An 18,601-nucleotide genomic window follows, 5' to 3' on the forward strand; every position below is an offset into this window, starting at 1 on the left:
ATGAAAAATTCTATCACGATTACATCTATCCTTCAATCCATGCTGACTCCTGAAGAAGTTCAAAGGGTTGTGAAGTTAATAGGTTATGAAGACAAAGCCCGCAAGTTTACGGTGTACCATTTACTCCAATACTGGTGCATGGCTGCGTTGGAACAATGGGGTAGCTATCGATCCAGCGTAGATTATGCGGCTCTCTGTGGCTTGCCTGTCGTCCACTACTCACGCTTTTCAACCAAAGCCGCCGAAGTCCCGTTTTCCGTATTTAAGGAACTTTTCCATCTACTTGTTTGCAAATGTAACCGGGAAGCACGTCGGAAACTGACTTTCCCCAAAGAATTATTACTCATCGATTCAACCACGATGACGGTGGGAAAAACGCGTTTGCCTTGGGCTCCTTATCCCGAGGAGCGTGCAGGTATTAAACTTCATGTCGCTTTACGAGCAGAAAATGGGCAACCCCTTCAGGTGGTCGAAACGCTGGGCTCCAAGCATGATGGCCCCATGAGTGAAGCGTTGGCTCAACCGGACTACATTTTGGTGATGGACCGTGCTTATGGGAAACTGGAGCGTCTGGATCACTTCAAAACCCATGGACAATCGTTTGTCATTCGGCTTCGCGACAACGTCCATTTGGAAAAGCCTCATGCGCTACGCCGCCTTACGAAGCCAGATTCATCCGTCATTCGGGATATCACTTGCCAGTTGGGAACCCCTCAGTGTCGTTCCACACAACGTCATCGTGTGGTGATGTTTCGGGATTTTGAAGGTCGGGAAATTCGGGTGGTTACCGATTTAATGCAGGTGACCGCAGAACAAATCGCACAGATCTATAAGGCTCGATGGCAGATTGAAGTCTTCTTTCGTTGGATCAAGCAACATTTGAATATCCCAACGCTGTTTGGTACGACTGAAAATGCGGTCTATGGGCAATTATTCTGTGCTCTAATCGTCTATGTCCTGCTCAATTGGCTATTTGTTGCTGCTCAGACTTCATGGCCCCAACATGCCGTTCTTTCCTTTGTGCGATTTTCTCGTCTATTTCTTCTTCAAAACTTACCTGTTGAATGGCTGATTCAGATTCAGCGCGTTCTTCTTCAGTGCACCTCTTGTTTCATGAATTGAGTTACTTATTTTGGTTATTCAACAGGCGTGCTTATTTATATATTTCTCTCATGACATGTCTCAGCTCAGGTACAATAATACGTTCCATTGCCAAACGTACAGCCCCACGTGAGCCAGGCATGGAAAATACAGCTGTTCGTCCTATAGTACCGGCCACAGCACGGCTTAATATAGCCGCTGAACCAATATCCTCAGCAAAGCTTAAATATCGGAAAATTTCCCCAAACCCAGGCAGTTCCTTATCCAATAGGGAGGAGACTGCTTCATATGTGGTATCGCGAGGGGAAATACCGGTGCCACCTGTCAAAAGCACAGCTTCGATGCCATCCTGTGCTGCAGCCTCGGACACCAATTGCCGGATACCTTCATAGTCATCCTTGACGATGACATAACGAGCAACCTCGTAGCCGCTGGTTTCCAGCAAATCCATGAGCAATCGTCCGCCGGTATCCGTTTCCACGGTGCGTGTGTCTGAGACGGTTACAACCATGCAGCTAACCCGCTGCGGAGATTCCCGTCGGTGCTCCTCTACAGAAGTCATATTCATTACCATGTTCACTCCTTGATTAGTGGTTAAGCATACTGTTTTACACACTCTTTTTTACAATAGAGGAATGGTTGTCCGTATGCAAGTCGGGAGTGGAGGATATAAAGCGTTGTGATGAATGTCCTTGCTTTCATGCATTGGAATATAGTACACTTCCTTACATAAGTCGGGATTTTCTGGTTTTGTTTTGCTGGAAGCGTACGCATCAAATGATTAATCTCAATGATTAGTGGGTAATAGTCAGCAGGATCAACAACTGGGAGGTAATGTAATATGAATCATTCATACCAACAATGTGTAGATGCTTGCCTAGAATGTATGAACGCTTGCAATGTTTGCTACGTTGCGAGTTTGAAGGAATATGATCTGGCCATGCTGCGTGAATGTATTCGAGTGAGTAGAGAATGTGCAGAAATATGCGGGTTTGCTGCTCAAATGCTGGAACGAGGAACCGATTTTGCCGAGCAAATTTGTGAGCTGTGCGCTAAAGCTTGTGAAGTATGCGCTGCCGAATGCAGCAAGCATGGACATGATCACTGCAAACAATGCGCAGAAGCCTGCCGCCGTTGCGTTCAGGCCTGCCGCCAATTGGTAGCTGTGTAATTACATATAGTGAGCTGGGCCGGTAGAAGAAAAAAGTTGCTTTCTACTAAATGAATTTGTATAATGATGGGAATTAACGTCGTGGAATGGGAGAGTAGCATTGAAGCTATCATTACAGCGAGCCGGAAATGGTGGAAGCCGGTATGAGGTTTGATGTGAAGCGCACCCGGGAGACGGCTGGTCCAACGAGGAATTCCTTTTAGCGAAATTTCCTCTAGTAGATCAGCCCGGCAGACACCGTTATTGGTCATTGGAGTGAAATCGGCGATTTGTGTAGCTAGCTTTAGCTGTGCAACCCGATTTACGAAGAGTGGTACCGCGGGGATATTGAAGTTCTCGTCTCTTGAATCAGTTCAAGAGGCGGGGGCTTTTTTTATTAGACAAGGATTTTGCAAAATCAGGAGATCTTATGAAAAGGAGAGAGAAAACATGTTGTTGGTAACTGCTGCTAAAGTTTTATTGGCCCATACGGGCCTGGAAGAGAAGGAAGTTTTATCTTTATTGGAGATACCCCCGCAGCCGGAATGGGGAGATTTGGCGTTTCCGTGTTTTGTGTTGGCTAAAAGGCTTCGCAAATCTCCACAGCAAATTGCGCTTGAATTGGCGGAGGCAATAAGCCATGGGGAAGGCTTAAGTGCTTCGGCTGCTGGTGCCTATGTTAATATAACTTTGAATCGATCTGTTCATATTCCGCTTATGCTGGCTGAATTGAGCAAGCCTGATTTCCTCAAGCCAGATATCGGACATGGGCAGCGGGTAGTGATTGATATGTCCTCACCTAACATTGCCAAACCGTTTGGTATCGGCCATCTTCGCTCTACCGTCATCGGTGCTGCCTTGTATCGCATTCTGGGGGAAACAGGACATGTTCCCATCAGCGTAAATCATCTAGGGGATTGGGGAACGCAATTTGGCAAGCAAATTGCAGCTTATAAAAGATGGGGAAATGAGGAGCAGCTACAACAGGATCCGATTGGAGAGTCGCTTAAGCTATATGTGCGTTTTCACCAGGAGGCTGAGCATGACTCGTCTTTGGAGGATGAAGGGCGCGAGTGGTTCCGGCGTTTGGAGAATGGGGATGCCGAGGCTCAGCGACTGTGGGAGTTTTTCGTTAAGGTCAGTCTGAGTGAATTTGATCGTATGTACCAGCGCTTGAACATTACGTTCGACCATGTGCTAGGGGAAAGCTTTTACAATGATAAGATGCAGGCAGTTGTTGCCCAATTAAGAGCGAAAGAACTGCTGGAGGAAAGCGACGGGGCACTCGTGGTTCGTCTGGAAGAAGAGGAGCTGCCACCGTGTCTTATTTTGAAAAAGGATGGGACCACCATTTATCCGACACGTGATCTGGCAACAGCGGTCTATCGTCGTGAAGTGATGAAGGCTGATCGGTTGCTTTACGTCGTTGGCGGGGAGCAGAGGTTGCATTTCCAGCAGGTATTTGCCGTACTGAAGCGTGCAGGGGAGGCATGGGCGGAACAATGTGAGCACGTGCCGTTTGGATTGATGCGGTTTGCAGGAAAGAAAATGTCTACCAGACGCGGCAAGGTTGTGAAGCTGGAGGAGGTGCTGGATGAAGCTGTAGCACGTGCTCAAGCTATTATCACCCAGAAGAACCCTAATTTGCAGGATCAACAGGAAATAGCTGAGGACGTTGGTATCGGGGCGATTATTTTTGGTGATTTAAAAAACAATCGTCTAAATGATGTGGATTTTTCATTAGAGGAAGCACTGACCTTTGAGGGCGAGACGGGGCCTTATGTGCAGTACACTCATGCGCGCATACGCAGTCTTCTGGAAAAAGCCCATGCTCGTACTGGTGCTCATTCAAATTCTAGTGACATCGCACCTGTGCAGGAGAGGCATTCGTCTGACTTGACTGACGACGTATCAAGTGAAATGCTCGGTGATGCAGGCTGGGCACTGCTTAAGCAGCTGGATCACTATCAAGGGCAACTGATACGTGCGGTTCGGCAGCTGGAGCCTTCGATTATGGCGAGATTTGCGTTGGATACGGCCCAGGCGTTCAACCGTTTTTACGCCAAGGAGCGGATTGTTGATGGTGGACAGTGGCGTATTCAGCTGGCGGAACAAACCGCGGATATTCTGGCAAGAACGCTGCAGCTCCTTGGGCTGAAAGCACCTAATCAGATGTAAACAAAGCGAATAAAGGAGAGCGAGATACAGGTGAGTATTCTTGCAACAATGCGCAGTGTAAGTAAACGATATAAGAATGTAGCGGCCTTGGACGATTTTACTTTTACTATTAAGCAGGGAGACTGGATTACAATTGTAGGGAAAAATGGTTCCGGTAAAAGTACACTGCTGCTTTTACTGGCGGGTTTGCTAAGCCCCAGCTCCGGGTCAATTGAGTGGCGGTCCGGAGCTTCGATACATGTCGGCTATGCACCTGATCGGTTGCCGCAGCTGAATTTTACACCTCGGCAGTATTTACAGCATATGGGCCTCATGCAGGGAGTGCAGCGGGACGAATTAAGACGGGAAATTGATTTTCGGCTGGAGCAATTTGCGTTAATGCATGCTGCTGATCGTGATATGCGTGGTTTTTCTAAAGGGATGCTGCAAAAGGTTAACCTGACACAGGCACTTTTGGGTAGGCCGGAGTTATTGTTGCTGGACGAGCCGCTTGGTGGCGTGGATGTGGACACGCAAGCATCAATGATTAAGCTGTTGTCCGAATTAAGTGAACAGGGCATTACAATACTGGCATCCAGCCATGAGCCGGAGCTAGTGCAGCAGGCGGCACGGCAAGTGCTTGTGTTGGATCATGGTCGTCTTGTAGCACAGTACGATCCGCAACGTGTACTACGGACAACGCAGCAGATTGTATGCACAGGGATATCAACGTTGGAGGCAGAGAGTTTGCTCGCTAGTGAGCAGACGGAGTGGATGGTCATTAATCAAGGTGATCATATTCGCGTGTCTGTGGAGAAGGAGGCGGGAGATCGGCTGCTGCTGAATTTGATACAATCGGGAGCCTCTATTGTTTCTGTACATCAGGACGCACAATGGTCCGATGATATTTTTGACGCTGCTAATACTGCTGCAATTTGCAGGCGTGAGGAAGAGGGAACGATCTTATGATTTTTGCTATCCGTTACGTATTACAAAGCTATACGCGTTCACGGCGTTATGTACCGCCTGTAGTGATCTATTTTTTTGCCATGATGCTGATCTATTCTTACAAGCCCAGCCCTATAGCTGACAGCTACAGTGTTACTGCCCTTTTATTATTTTTTGCTTCCGCATGGCTGGGAATCAGTCTGTTGAACCACGAGCACCCCGTACAAAAGCAGTTGTCAGTTCAACATAATCGCCAGCATTGGATTTATTTTAGTGCCGAGTTAATAGCAGCATATATTATGCTTGTTTTTATGACAGGGGTTGCCGTGATTTATCCGGTAGTTTTCAAAATGTTTGTGCACGTTCCTTCTGTGCTGCAATGGGTGGTGGGTATTATAGGTCATTTATCGCTTGCATTACTAGGGTTGTCCCTATCACTGTTTTGCCAGCGGATTTTTATAGCGAAAACGAATCGCAGCCTGTCATTGGTTATCATCGCGCTCACTTTATCACTTGCCGGACCACGCCTAGCGGAGTTGCTTCCGGTGGGAGCTGAATGGATGATATGGATTCTTCCACCTGCTCATATGACTGTAAATGCAGTGATGAATCTCGGACAAATACCGACAGGAGAGGTTGTTTGGTCGTTGCTGTTTCCTGTGTTATATGCTTTTGTGCTGATCGGTGTGTACATAAAGATTGTGAGCAGAAAAGAGCTTAACGGGTTACACTAATCGCAAGAACGGTGCTGTTTTGCAATCCTTTTGTGCATATGTGAAACATTTGCAGCTTCTATTGCGTCGATAAGTATAGAACATAGTTAAAAATGGAGGTGTACCCTCATGAACAAAAATAAAAGTGTGGCAGCTGCTCTGCTCGTCATCTGCTCATTGGCAGTGGCTACGTCAGCTTCTGCTTTTCGTGATATAAAAGGAGCTGAACAGGAGAAAATCGTTAATTCGCTTCAGGAGAAGGGTATTATTCAGGGAATAACCAAGGACAAGTTTGCACCAGATCAAACCCTCACGTATGCACAAGGAGTGCATTTGGTTGTTAATGCCATGGATCTTCAGGTTATGCCTGATTTCACAACGGGTTCCTTTGAAAACATTCCCGCTTCAGCTTGGTATGCCCAATCCTACCGGATTGCAGTCCAACATCAAATCCCATTGTCACCGGATATTAACCCGAGCACTCGCATGACAAGGGAACAATTCGCAAATATTCTGTATAAAGCTGTGAGTGCCACAGGGGAATACCCAACTATCCGTATGTACATTAATGTAGCAGACGGCAAAAAGCTGGATCATGCTTCAAGCGAAGCGGTTCAATTTCTGCTGTTGACCAAAATTGCAAAGTTAGACGAACAGAGCAAGTTTAATCCGGATCGTAAAGTAACTCGAATGGAGGCAGCGGAAATGGTCTATAATGCATCTGAATTTGTGCAAAATCATAAGCCGGTTGAAGCTACTCCTGAAACTCCCGTCGAGCCTTCAGATACGGTTCAGCAGAACAACGTTAGTATGAGCATAGAGAAGGCGAATGACCAGCAGAACAAGGTGACAATCACCCGTTTGCAGGCACCTAATCCGGGTTACGGTATTGAAGTAGATCATATCGACTATGTAGATGATACGAATGCAGTCATTTATTACAAGTTAACAAGTCCAAAGCCAGGGGAAATGAACATCCAGGTCATTACGGATACCCATACAAGTACATTGGTGGACAGCAAATATAAAGTTACGCTGAAAGCTGTAGAAGGAACAGTATCTCCGCCCGTAGGAACAGGTTCATCGGTAGCTAAATAAGACTCTGCAGCCGATTTGAGGAATATAATATAAAAAAATAAAACCAGCAAGTTTCCTATTTACAACAGAAACTTGCTGGTTTTTTAATGCATCATGCTGGTCTTTTGCTAAGGAAACATCGTTTATTTCAAGCTTTATGAGCCGGCTTAAGCGTTTCCGCCAGCCAAGCCGGGTCCACTTTGGCCGGAGACCGCATTCTGCGAAGCGCAAGAACCTGCCCGGTTGCCGGATGTTACAGAGGTCGCGCAGCCATTGCTGGCTGCTACAGCATCTTGCCGGCAAGCAAGCCATCTTGCACGGAAGGTGCAGCAGACGATGAGTCTGTATCTGTTCCAACCGTTCCCGACTGCAGCTGATACATTTGGAAATAACGACCGCCATGAGCCATAAGCTCGTCATGGCTACCACGCTCCACAATTTCACCCCGATGCAGCACCAAAATTTGATCTGCACTGCGAATGGTCGACAAACGGTGAGCGATGATAAAGGTCGTGCGCCCCTTTTTGAGTACCTCAAGGGCGGATTGAATGAGCGCCTCCGTTTCGGTATCAATATTGGCAGTAGCTTCATCCAGAATCAAAATGGCTGGATCGAAGGCCAGCGCACGCGCAAAGGAAATAAGCTGGCGTTGTCCGGCAGATAACGTGCTGCCTTTTTCAATAACGGGTTCATCAAAGCCTTGCGGCAAATGGGCTAACAGTTTGTCAGCTCCAACGTCATGCAGCGCTTTCTCGACCTGTTCTCTGGTGATGCGGCTGTCTCCAAGACTGACATTGGAGGCTACCGTACCTGTAAATAAATACGGATCTTGAAGAACAATGCCCATATGATGGCGAAGCCATTGCTTAGGGATTTCCTTGACAGGCGTTCCGTCAATGGTGATCGTACCTTTCTGCGGATCATAGAAGCGGAACAGCAGATTAATAATCGAACTTTTTCCTGATCCGGTATGTCCGACCAGGGCAACCGTTTGACCGGGCTGTGCTGTAAAGGAAATATGCTTAAGCACATCATCCTTTTTATACGCAAAAGATACGTCGTCAAATTCTACTTGGCCTTTGTAGCGCGGCATAGTGCCGTCTGTCACGGGTTCTCCGGTTTCATCCATCAGTTCAAATACCCGACCTGAGGACACGATGGACGAATCCAGTACAGCGAGTTGGTTGACCATACCTGTCATAGGCTGGAACAGTCGTCCGAGCACATCGACGAAGGCATACAGGACACCTAGCGATATCACACTGTCTGTTGTGCCGAGTGCCTTAGAACCGAAATACCACAACACCACAGCAAAGGCGAGGTTTCTCAACACGTTGACTAAATTGTGCGAAGTAAAAGCGTTCAAATTCAGCATTTTATTCTGATGCTTCATATAGTCATCATTCAATGCTTCGAACTCGGTTTGCGTTTGCTTCTGATGCCGGAATACACGAATAATGGACATCCCCTGAATAGATTCATTGATAATCGCATTGATTTCACTGAGCCTGGATCGAATGATTGTATTGTAGCGTGTGGCAACCTTTCGGTATAACACAATCCACAAGATCAGCAGCGGCACAATGAACAAGGAGATCAGACCCAGTCTGAAATCCAGCAGGAAGAGTGCAACATATACCCCTGTCATTGTCACAATACCGGAGGTGAAGTTTGACAGTACGGCTACGAACAAGTCTTTGACCGCTTCAGTGTCATTCGTAACACGCGATACGACCTTGCCTGCGGGCAGGTTGTCAAAAAAGTAAACCGGCAGCCGCTGAATGTGCGCGTAGAGGTCCAGCCGAAGCCTCTGAATGACCTTGTTGGCAGAGGATTGCAGCCAGTACGTCTTGCCAAACTCGGCAAAGATCGAAACGACCAGAAAGAAGCAATACCAGCCAATCAGCTGAAAGATGCCGGGCATTTCCGGTTTGTAAAAGCTATACAGCTCATCAGCAGTCAAAGCCTTGGCTTCATAGCGAAAGGTGTCGGAGCCGCGTGTCACTGTCAGTGTACCGTTGGCAAAGGCGCGGTTGCCGTCAGCCACTTGGACCGAGCCATCAACAAATACAAAGGATTTGTCAACTTGCAAAATTCTCGCTTCGCGACCTTTGGCTTCTCCGGGCTCAAAGCGGTCTTCACGCTTAAAATGGGTTCCGTCAAAGCTCACAGTGCCGTCCACACTCGTTGTTTCATAAAATGGTTTTTCTATAGCGAGCATATGGTCGTCGATCATCGTTTTGGCGATGAAGGGTCCGGCCAGCTCGGCGGCTACTCCTATAGCCAGTGCGATGAGTGCAGCGATAAAACCTGCTTTGCTCGTCAGGGCGTACTGGAACAGCCTTTTGCCGATATTGGGTTTCATTAAGATACCTCCCCTGAGGTCAGATCAGATTCCACTTGTTGCCGTTCATACTGCTGCCGGTACCAGCCGCCAGCCTCAAGCAGCTCGCTGTGGGTTCCTTCCTCAATAATGCGTCCTTGCTCCAGCACGACGATCCGGTCTGCATGTTCGACAGCCGAGAGACGGTGAGTGGAGATCAGGGTTGTTTTACCCGAGCGCTTACGTCGGATATTTTCAATAATACGTGCTTCCGTTCGGGCATCTACTGCTGACAGTGCATCGTCGAGCAACAAAATATCCGGGTCACCGATAAAGGCGCGCGCCAGCGAGACCCGTTGCTTCTGGCCGCCGGACAGGGCAATACCTTTTTCCCCAACCAGTGTATCCAGTCCATCGGAGAGGGTGCCCAGATCCTGATCAAAGGCGGCAGTACGGATCGCTTCCATAATGTCGTCATCATCTGCACCAGGTTTACCGAACTGAATGTTCTCACGTACCGATTTGGAGAACAAAATTTGCTCCTGTGGCACATATCCGATCCAGCTGTGCAGTTGTTCGACGGCAATGTCCTCCAGCCTTGTGCCAGAAATTAAAATATCACCGCTGCCTGTGGGGTACTCATGTAAAAGTTGTTTGAGCAAGGTGGACTTCCCGCTGCCGGTCCGACCGACAACGCCTAGCGTTTCACCACGTTTCAAATTCAGGCTCACATGCGACAAATTATCGACAGTGGAGGTGGGATAACGGAAGGTAACGTCTTTTATCGTAATGGACTCAGGACGATTAACCGATACGGGATGGGCTGCATCCTGTACGTCTGGCTGGACATGGAGCGTTTCATTGACCCGATCCAGAGATGCGCTACCGCGCTGCATGATGTTAATCAGCTCGCCGATGGCAAACATCGGCCAAATCATCATCCCCAGATACATATTAAAGGAGACCAGCTCGCCCAGCGTGATATCGTTATGAAATACCAGATAAATTCCATAGCCGAGACCGATGACGTAACTAAGTCCTACGCATAAGCGGATTGTGGGTTCAAAGAGGGCGTCCATTCGGGCGACTGCCAAATTTTTGCGAAATACATCCTCGGTAATATCTGCAAAACGCTTTTCATCCATCCGCTCCTGGACATAGGCGCGAATGACCCGGATACCTGCCACTGATTCCAGCACCTGGTCGTTCATATCGCCAAATGCATCCTGTGCGAGTGTGTAGCGCTCGTGAACGGCTTTGCCGTAAATGCTCATGGCCAGCGCAATAAAAGGCAATGGCAGGATCGCCGCCAGTGTCAGCTTCCAGCTAATCAGGGTGCCCATGGCAACGAGTACAACGGTCAGGTAGACCGTGGAGTCAGTCAGTGTCAGCATGCCGAAGCCTGCTGTACTGGCTACGGAGCGCAGATCGTTCGTGGCTCGAGCCATTAAATCACCTGTGCGATTACGCTCAAAAAAAGGCGGCGTCATCCGCAGCAGATGATTCATGAAGCGCGTGCGAAGCAGACGCTCCACCAGATTGGCACCACCGAACAGCTTGTGCATCCATATGTACGTAACGTAGTAGATGACGGCGAGAATACCCAAAATCATAAAAATATAACGCCAAAGGGAGGACCAGGAAATGGTACCGCGCACGATCTCATCAATGGCGCTGCCTAGCAGCCGAGGAGGAGCCAGCTCTACAATACCAACGGCTATCAGCATAAACAATCCAATGAAATATCGGCTTCGTTCTCTTTTAAAAAACCAACCTAAATTTTTGAATACCGAAAACAAGAGGAATCCCATCCTTTCATAACAAGCTCATTCGAGAGTTGTGTACCATTTTGAAAAAACAACAGTAGCTTGTTGCCACGAACTTCATCGGGCAACAGGCACAAAAAAGGCATACCGTCCGCAGACGATATGCCTTAAATCTCAATATCATATGGCGCGCAGGTATTTTCAGCACACTCACCACTGAAAAACTGCTCAAGCACAGACAACCACTCGCATTAAACCATACAACGTAAATGGCCCAATTCCGAAAGGTGCGACAGGGGAGATGCTCCGGTATGAAGTTGTTGTGTGTGTAGATGTGGGTAAAATGTAATATGGAATTTTAGCACCGGAAACACTCCTTTCTTCCTCAAATTGGGTTCATTCTTACGCGAGTAAGCGTTCAAATTGTAATAAATTTCAAAATGGATCTCGTATGGTTGAATCTTAACACCCTTTTTTGCGAATTGTCAAACCTTTTTCAAAAAAATGTATATGACTGTATCCAAAGACCAGCTTGAGCAGGGCGGTTGGTGGTCATTCCAAAAGATGCTATGATATAGTTAACAGGATTTCATTGTACAAGGAGATGAGCGCAACGCATGAGTATACAGGTAACTGAACCTGCGGCACAGTGGTACATTAAGGAGCTTGGCTTGAATGAAGGAGATGCGATCCGTTTTTTTGTTCGCTACAGTTCTGGCGGCGGGTTGCATCCAGGCTTTTCTCTGGGAATTTCCGTAGAGCCTCCGCAGCATCCCGTATTGCAGCATAAAGCGGCTGGCATTACGTTTTATATGGAGGATCAGGATTACTGGTATCTGAAGGGTCATGATCTGCAAGTCAAGTATTTAGAGGAACATGATGACATTATTTACACCTACACCGAGGAAGCGCAAGTGTAATGTCCCAACGACAAAAATAGTATACAAGAGCTGTTCATCGACATGAAAAAGCGGCGGAGCATCGTGCTGCAGGGGTTAACCTGCGTAAGATACTTCGCCGCTTTATTGTGTTTAAGGCGATGAGGCGTATGTTAAGGGTTGTTAAACATCGGATCGTCGACCGCAAAATCAAAATCATCAATGTCATATACATGTACAGGTACAGAAGCTTCAATAATGCGGTGAATCCAGTCCAATTGATCTGTCAAAATGGGCAATGCTTCACGCTGGGCGGTCAGTACCAGCTCGGTTTCGATTGGATCAAAATATTCCCCATAGTGCGCCGTATCCACAGCATTAATAACAATGAGCGAGGTGTTGGCATCGAAAAGAATGGGCAAGCTTTTGGCCCAGGGCATCTGAAGGGCACGCCGTATTTTTTTCTGATTCAATGGTTCTTCAAAATAGCTGATAAGCTCACTTACCTTTCGCTTCACATGCTGATCGTCCATAGGATTATCCATAAGAGGCTCCGCGCTATCCTGAAACTCGTATAGCTCCAGCAGCGATGTATAAGGCACTATATATTCCACAGGGGCGGGAGATGTAAGCAACTGGCCGTATATGGCCACCATTACAGCTTCCGTTACAAATTGTCGAGACATCGGTCAAGCCTCCTGCATTTACCAAATTATGCGATAAGAGTATAACACAAAAGCGGGACTAAATTCAGTCCGACATGCAGATTGCTTTATATATGACCTCAGCCAAGGATTTAGGAGCGGCCGATCAACAAAGACAGCAATCCGGCGGCAATAAGTGGCCCTACAGGAACTCCTTTAAAAAAGGCAACGCCAATGACAGTCCCGATAAGCAGACCTGTCACAATAATAGGCTGACCAGACATCAGGATTGCACCGCGACCGCCAAGATAGGCTACCAGGATGCCGATGGCAATCGCAAGCAGCGACTTCCAGTGCATAAAGGAGTCCATCACTTGATTAATGCTGATTTTACCGCTGGCTAGCGGAGTCATGACCCCAATCGTCAGAATAATAATTCCAATCGTCAAGCCGTACTTTTCGAGCCAAGGGAAAGCAGAATGAAAACTGGTTACCCGCAACAGCAATAATACAACCATGGCGATGGTTACGGTGGAATTGCCGCTGATAATTCCAAGACCAGCTAGCGCCAGTAAAATAAGTGAGCTGTAATCCATTTCAGTGTTCTCCTTAGTTCGTTTGGCTTCGTATATGCTCAGCAATTTGACGTCCATGCCAGCGACCTGTTTCAATGAATACCTCATTGGCATTGCTGCCGGAAGCGATCACGCCTGCGACATAGATACCTGGTATATTCGTTTCCATCGTGGCAGGATCAAACTCGGGTTTATCCATATCTTCGGCCATATGGACGCCGACAGATTCCAGTAGTTTTCGTTCCGGGTGAAACCCGGTCAGTGCCAGCACAAAATCATTTTCCAATCGGAATGCTTCTGCATCCTGCGGAGTGACTACTACATGATCTGGATGAATTTCCGTAATACGAGCACCTAAGTGCAGCGTGATTTTTCCTTTTTGTACCATGCTGTCAAACAGTGGGCGCACCCACGGCTTAATGTATGGAGAAAGCTCGGTCCGACGATATACCATATCAATCGTAGCCCCAACCCGTACCAATTCCATCGCTGCATCTACTGCGGAGTTACTGCCACCGATGACTGCGACCCGGGTTCCTGTGTAAGGATGGGCTTCGCTGAAATAGTGAGTGACTTTATCTAATTCTTCCCCAGGAATGCCCAAATAGTTCGGATGGTCAAAATATCCTGTAGCCACTACGACATAGCGGGACGAATATGTTTGGGATTTTCCACGCTTACTCATGGTATGAACAGTAAATGTACCGTCATCCTGACGAGCAATGGATCGAGCCTCCTCATAATGCTGAATGTTCAGGTTATAGTGTGTCGCTACTTTACGGTAATACGCCAAGGCTTCATGACGAAAAGGCTTGTCATTAGGGGTGCTGAACGGAACATCACCGATCTCCAGCAGTTCGGCGGTGCTAAAAAACTGCATGTTCGTCGGATACAGAAAAATAGAGTGGACAATGTTGCTTTTTTCAATAATAACGGTTTGCAAACCTTTGCGGCTGCATTCGATGGCAGCGGATAGCCCGCATGGACCGCCACCGATAACGATTACGTCGTGCATATAGGTGAACCTCCAATGTATTGGTGTACTGCGTTAATTTATCGCAGGATCAGCATTGTGCATCACTTTCGAATCATTCCGATTTGCATTTTGATCCATGAAAACTGCTCTCTAAATGGATGAAAAATACACAGGTATGTAAGAAGTTTTCAAATAATAATCCTACCGCAATGCGCACATAATATCCAGCCGATTTCAGGAAGAAGTAATGGAGGGATATGATTGCGCTTGCTGATCCGACGCATATGCGTATATTACTCCTTTTGTCCCGTGGAGAGATGCATGGTCAAGCGTTGGCAAAAAAGCTGAATTTATCCCAACCAACTGTTACGCATCATGCTTCCAAACTCCGTGAGGCTGGATTAATCAAAGAACGACGGGAGAAAAATACGGTTTATTTTACATTGAACCCGGAGCTGATCCGGCAGCATGCCGAGGCGACAGTACGTTTTATCTTCGAAAAGGGAGAGGGTGAGGAAGAAATGTCAGAGCTTAATGAAACATTGGAGGCGACGGTTTTACGTAATTTTTTTGCCAAGGACGGCAAGCTGCGCCAAATTCCTGCACAGTACAAGAAAAAGCTGATCGTGCTTCAGATGCTGGCAGAAAAGCTGGAGCCGGGCCGCATTTATCCTGAACGTGAATTAAACGAGCGGATAAAACAGTACCATGAGGATTTTGCGACGATTCGACGTGAGCTGATTATGCATCAGTTTATGTACAGGGAACGGGAAATGTACGAATTGAATCCACGTGAGATGTGGACGCGCTGGGATCAGGTGCCCTAAACGAAACTAAAAAACTGAAAAAAGTTTCGCGGCAGGCTTGACAGACGATTTATCGACTTGTATGATAAAGGAAATTTTAGGAGGAGGCGATGTTATATGCATACGAACAAGAACGGATGGGTTCAGCAGCAGAATGACTTGTCTCCCGCACGGGCGATGCTCAGCTAAGACTATATAATATATAGTTTTGGCTCAGCAGTTGGTTGGACAGTAGAACCAACGAAATCCGCAGGGAGTGCTTTCCTGCGGATTTTTTATGGTTAGGTGTCCTTTTACGGTTGTTGGTTCCGGGAAGTGGTCCGTGTGTAAGACTGCTTGAATGAACGGACGACGGATCATATGGGCCTTAGCCATACAATACATCCTCCGCAGGGATTTCCCTGCGGATTTTTTGCATTGTTTGCTTGCGGGAAAAAAGGTTCACATCTCGAACAACGCTATTTTCGAACAACACAAAGATCAAAAAAACAAAGATAACTCTCAGGAGGAAAACGATGAGTATACATGAATACGGTTGGTCTGATTATTGGAACGGTCATTGGGACCAATGGAAGCAAAGTTTTGAGGAGAGTGCAGGACATTCACAGCTACGGCCTGCCCGCTTGATCGCCGATTATGGTCAAAAAGTCAAGCTTATCACGATGGATGGGGAACGCTGGGGAGCCGCTTCTGGCAAGCTGCGTCATATCATTGATGATCCCGCCGAAATGCCGGCTGTCGGGGATTGGGTGGCGATCACTACACCGGATGAAGTGTCGGATGCTGTGATTCATGCCGTCCTGCCGCGCAAAAGCCGAATATCCCGGCAGGCTGCGGGCTTTGAGACAAAGGAGCAGCTGATAGCGACTAATGTGGATACCCTCTTTCTCGTAAATGCGTTGAATCATGATTTTAATGTGCGCAGATTGGAACGGTATTTGATTATGGCTTGGAACAGTGGGGTGAACCCGGTGGTCGTGTTGAGTAAGAGCGACCTATGTGACGATGTTGAAGCACGGATCGCAGAAGCGGAGGGGGTAGCTCCCGGTGTCCCTGTCATCGTTATTTCTGCTCTGCAAAACGAAGGTAGGGAGCAGTTGGAGGCGTTTCTTCAACCCGGCTGTACCATTGCCTTGACGGGCTCTTCCGGTAGCGGTAAATCAACGATTGTGAACTGGCTGTCCGGGGCCGAAGTTCAGCTTACACAGGATGTGAGGGAGGAAGACAGCCGGGGACGGCATACGACAACTCACCGACAGCTTTTTCCCATCGCCAAGCAAGCTGTCCTGCTGGATACGCCCGGCATGCGTGAGCTTAATCTGTGGGATGATTCCACGGGCGTCGCTCATACCTTTGCCGATATTACCGACATAGCGCAAAATTGTCGGTTTGCGGATTGCAAGCACAAGGGGGAAGCTGGATGCGCAGTGGAGGAAGCTGTGCAGACGGGGGGACTGTCAGAATCGAGGGTGAACAATTATCGCAAGATGCAGCGAGAGCTGGAATATCAGGCACGCAAGGAAGCGGATCGGCGGAGAAAGGATAGCCGTACCAGCACAACCACGGGCCGAAGGGATCAGCGAAGTGGTTGGCGACGGGATGTGGAGTGGTAAGCCAAGCTGCATTGAAATATCATTTGTAAAAATACAAGAAAATTGATGAACTAATCGGCATATGGTGTAAAGGGGTGAGCATATGCCGAATTACAGCATTTTGGTGGATCTATCGGAGCGTCGTTTGTATTTAAAAGATGGCAGTCAGATCGTGCAAAGTTATCCGGTCGGTATCGGTAAGTTGGCTACACAGACACCGTATGGACAATTTACGATCATTAACAAACAGCCCAATCCTGGGGGCCCTTTCGGAGCGTTCTGGATGGGGCTGTCCAAGCCGCATTATGGCATTCACGGCACCAATGATCCTTCATCTATTGGCCAGATGGTGTCACATGGCTGCATCCGAATGCAGAACAAGGATGTGCTTGAGCTTCAGGAGAAGGTAAGCGTGGGCACACCTGTCACGATCCAGTCTTAGCGGATTACTGACCGACAAAGAGTTCGACTTTTAGCTATGTGCGCTGGCCCATTACGATTTGGGCTGGATAGGGATACGGGCTTCAATCCGCTTGGGAGCCCTCTTTGTCGTTCGCAGCTTTGACTAACGATCCCGAAAGACGTTCTCCCCGTGTACCATATACCTGCTTGGCGTTGATCCATATATCTTCGTTCGGCTCATAGCTTATGACCAGGGTGTAACGGTTGGCAAGGCTCGGTTTTTTGACCCTCATGCTGAAGGAGCCGTCAGGCATGACTTTAGTTTGGTCGTCGTAGCCAAACTGCCATCGCCCCGGGAAATCAATCGTGAGCTTGACATCGGAACCCTCCAGCAAATTGCTGCGTGCATAGACATGATAATAATTGCCTTCTTGTTTCACATCAGGCTTAATCCACACCTGAGGGCTGCCGTAGTCTTCTGGTTTGTTCCAGACAGGTTTAACCAGTGGAGTAGTGCGATCCTGCTCGGGATCAAGCTCAGCGCCAATCCGCACTTCTTGCAATAGCCGTTCCTTTTCCTCGTATTGATATACATATGGTCCTTCCAGCTTGTTACCGCCGCTGCCATAAAGATTTCGTATCGCATCGACTTGATCGTCCGGGCGAAACAGAACGGTCAGATCCATACTGCCCTGTATGCCAGGTCGTTGCACTCGGAGTACAAAACTTCCGTCCTTTTGGATCGCTGTCTCATCTGTGTATCCGGTTAACAGGGAGTTTTTGAGCGCGAGATTCCCTTTAATCCGTGCTCCGGCGGGGAGGTTGGAGTGTCCTGTAACCTTGACGGTATTTTCGTCTATACTCACGTTCCCCGATATTTCGACATAGCTGCTGCCTTGCTGATGCACGGGGGAACGGCTGGCAGCTCGCTCATCCAGGGTTAATGCACTCTGATTCGGATTGCCGGTGACAGTATAAGCGCGTGCTTCTGTTTCATGCTGTGCGATACTCCGGGTAGATGCCTTTTCCCTGCTGCACGCAGCCAGAATAATTAGAAGTAATAAAATGTATATCAGGTTACAACCTATTTTGATCATTCGGCGTGTGCTCATGATTTCTGCTCGCTCCTTGTCTGTAGCTATCAGCTTAAGTGGTATCAAACTTTTGAAACTCTATGTATTTACCCGATTTAAAGGGGATGTAATCTACCTCCTGCCGTATCCTACAAGAAGCGTACATGTTTAAACAACCAGTAGAATGGTTAAAAATGGATAGCCTGATCATCCCCAGAATAGCAGGGACAGCATGCTGTAAAGGAGCCTGAGTCATATGTCCATTGACCGTTTTATTTTGAAAAAGCTGGACAACTGCCGGGAAGAATATACACGCGCTAACTTACTGGAACTGTTTAGAATAAGAATAGAGAAGGCGCAGAAGAAGGAACGAGGCGCTAAAAAAGGCTATCGCAGAGTTTTATAAGCAGAATCAGATCA

Annotated in this window: 18 protein-coding genes and 1 other annotated feature; of the genes, 11 read left to right on the forward strand and 7 right to left on the reverse strand. The window is 47.7% G+C overall.

What is annotated here, in order from left to right:
• Entirely contained in the window at positions 1 to 1,122 is a 1,122-nt protein-coding gene (locus tag GCU48_RS21400; RefSeq protein ID WP_152381379.1) for an IS4 family transposase, read from the forward strand.
• A gap of 31 nt (positions 1,123 to 1,153) precedes the next feature.
• Here the strand turns inward: GCU48_RS21400 and GCU48_RS21405 are convergent, their stop codons facing one another.
• The gene (locus GCU48_RS21405; RefSeq protein ID WP_152381380.1) at positions 1,154 to 1,669 is read right to left on the reverse strand and encodes a MogA/MoaB family molybdenum cofactor biosynthesis protein; all 516 of its coding nucleotides are present in this window, start codon (positions 1,667 to 1,669) and stop codon (positions 1,154 to 1,156) included.
• 273 nt (positions 1,670 to 1,942) lie between these two features.
• Between GCU48_RS21405 and GCU48_RS21410 the strand changes: the two genes are divergently transcribed.
• From GCU48_RS21410 to GCU48_RS21430, 5 genes are all read left to right on the forward strand, one after another.
• Complete coding sequence (locus GCU48_RS21410) at positions 1,943 to 2,272, forward strand: four-helix bundle copper-binding protein (RefSeq protein WP_152381381.1); 330 nt, start codon at positions 1,943 to 1,945, stop codon at positions 2,270 to 2,272.
• Positions 2,273 to 2,345: 73 nt separating this feature from the next.
• Positions 2,346 to 2,619 (forward strand) — a binding site (T-box leader).
• An 82-nt stretch (positions 2,620 to 2,701) separates the two neighbouring features.
• Positions 2,702 to 4,429 carry an arginine--tRNA ligase gene (argS, locus tag GCU48_RS21415; RefSeq protein ID WP_152381382.1) on the forward strand — a complete coding sequence of 576 codons (1,728 nt, stop codon included), beginning with the start codon at positions 2,702 to 2,704 and terminating at the stop codon, positions 4,427 to 4,429.
• A 30-nt stretch (positions 4,430 to 4,459) separates the two neighbouring features.
• Complete coding sequence (locus tag GCU48_RS21420; RefSeq protein WP_152381383.1) at positions 4,460 to 5,377, forward strand: ATP-binding cassette domain-containing protein; 918 nt, start codon at positions 4,460 to 4,462, stop codon at positions 5,375 to 5,377.
• On the forward strand, positions 5,374 to 6,090 hold the full coding sequence (locus tag GCU48_RS21425) for a hypothetical protein (protein ID WP_152381384.1): 717 nt from the start codon (positions 5,374 to 5,376) through the stop codon (positions 6,088 to 6,090). The genes GCU48_RS21420 and GCU48_RS21425 overlap by 4 nt, the downstream gene beginning before the upstream one ends.
• A gap of 108 nt (positions 6,091 to 6,198) precedes the next feature.
• The gene (locus GCU48_RS21430) at positions 6,199 to 7,167 is read left to right on the forward strand and encodes an S-layer homology domain-containing protein (protein WP_152381385.1); all 969 of its coding nucleotides are present in this window, start codon (positions 6,199 to 6,201) and stop codon (positions 7,165 to 7,167) included.
• Between the two features lie 262 nt (positions 7,168 to 7,429).
• Here GCU48_RS21430 and GCU48_RS21435 read toward each other — a convergent pair whose 3' ends face one another.
• Both GCU48_RS21435 and GCU48_RS21440 read right to left on the reverse strand, forming a co-directional pair.
• Positions 7,430 to 9,511, reverse strand: a complete 2,082-nt coding sequence (locus GCU48_RS21435) for an ABC transporter ATP-binding protein (protein WP_152381386.1) — start codon at positions 9,509 to 9,511, stop codon at positions 7,430 to 7,432.
• On the reverse strand, positions 9,511 to 11,268 hold the full coding sequence (locus tag GCU48_RS21440) for an ABC transporter ATP-binding protein (RefSeq protein WP_152381387.1): 1,758 nt from the start codon (positions 11,266 to 11,268) through the stop codon (positions 9,511 to 9,513). The genes GCU48_RS21435 and GCU48_RS21440 overlap by 1 nt, the downstream gene beginning before the upstream one ends.
• A 584-nt stretch (positions 11,269 to 11,852) precedes the next feature.
• Between GCU48_RS21440 and GCU48_RS21450 the strand changes: the two genes are divergently transcribed.
• Positions 11,853 to 12,155, forward strand: coding sequence for a HesB/YadR/YfhF family protein (locus GCU48_RS21450; protein WP_152381388.1), 303 nt, complete (start codon positions 11,853 to 11,855; stop codon positions 12,153 to 12,155).
• Between the two features lie 131 nt (positions 12,156 to 12,286).
• Here the strand turns inward: GCU48_RS21450 and GCU48_RS21455 are convergent, their stop codons facing one another.
• From GCU48_RS21455 to GCU48_RS21465, 3 genes are all read right to left on the reverse strand, one after another.
• A complete protein-coding gene (locus GCU48_RS21455; protein WP_152381389.1) occupies positions 12,287 to 12,799 on the reverse strand; it encodes an ADP-heptose synthase in 513 nt (170 codons plus the stop codon).
• 110 nt (positions 12,800 to 12,909) lie between these two features.
• Complete coding sequence (locus GCU48_RS21460) at positions 12,910 to 13,353, reverse strand: DUF441 domain-containing protein (RefSeq protein WP_025716867.1); 444 nt, start codon at positions 13,351 to 13,353, stop codon at positions 12,910 to 12,912.
• 13 nt (positions 13,354 to 13,366) lie between these two features.
• Positions 13,367 to 14,347, reverse strand: coding sequence for a YpdA family putative bacillithiol disulfide reductase (locus tag GCU48_RS21465; RefSeq protein ID WP_152381390.1), 981 nt, complete (start codon positions 14,345 to 14,347; stop codon positions 13,367 to 13,369).
• A 218-nt stretch (positions 14,348 to 14,565) separates the two neighbouring features.
• Here GCU48_RS21465 and GCU48_RS21470 point away from each other — a divergent pair, with 218 nt between their 5' ends.
• The 3 genes from GCU48_RS21470 (at position 14,566) to GCU48_RS21480 (ending at position 17,148) form a co-directional block, all read left to right on the forward strand.
• Entirely contained in the window at positions 14,566 to 15,135 is a 570-nt protein-coding gene (locus tag GCU48_RS21470) for a DUF2087 domain-containing protein (RefSeq protein WP_152381391.1), read from the forward strand.
• 494 nt (positions 15,136 to 15,629) lie between these two features.
• Complete coding sequence (rsgA, locus tag GCU48_RS21475) at positions 15,630 to 16,727, forward strand: ribosome small subunit-dependent GTPase A (RefSeq protein WP_152381392.1); 1,098 nt, start codon at positions 15,630 to 15,632, stop codon at positions 16,725 to 16,727.
• A gap of 82 nt (positions 16,728 to 16,809) precedes the next feature.
• Positions 16,810 to 17,148: a L,D-transpeptidase gene (locus GCU48_RS21480; protein ID WP_025716871.1), complete on the forward strand. Its 339-nt coding sequence runs from the start codon at positions 16,810 to 16,812 to the stop codon at positions 17,146 to 17,148.
• Between the two features lie 82 nt (positions 17,149 to 17,230).
• Here the strand turns inward: GCU48_RS21480 and GCU48_RS21485 are convergent, their stop codons facing one another.
• Positions 17,231 to 18,220, reverse strand: a complete 990-nt coding sequence (locus GCU48_RS21485; RefSeq protein ID WP_244315815.1) for a flagellar motor protein MotB — start codon at positions 18,218 to 18,220, stop codon at positions 17,231 to 17,233.
• Between the two features lie 217 nt (positions 18,221 to 18,437).
• Here GCU48_RS21485 and GCU48_RS27095 point away from each other — a divergent pair, with 217 nt between their 5' ends.
• Positions 18,438 to 18,587, forward strand: coding sequence for a hypothetical protein (locus GCU48_RS27095; RefSeq protein ID WP_167518739.1), 150 nt, complete (start codon positions 18,438 to 18,440; stop codon positions 18,585 to 18,587).
• Positions 18,588 to 18,601: the final 14 nt, after the last annotated feature.

This window comes from Paenibacillus brasilensis (genome assembly GCF_009363115.1).
Taxonomy (GTDB): Bacteria; Bacillota; Bacilli; order Paenibacillales; family Paenibacillaceae; genus Paenibacillus; species Paenibacillus brasilensis.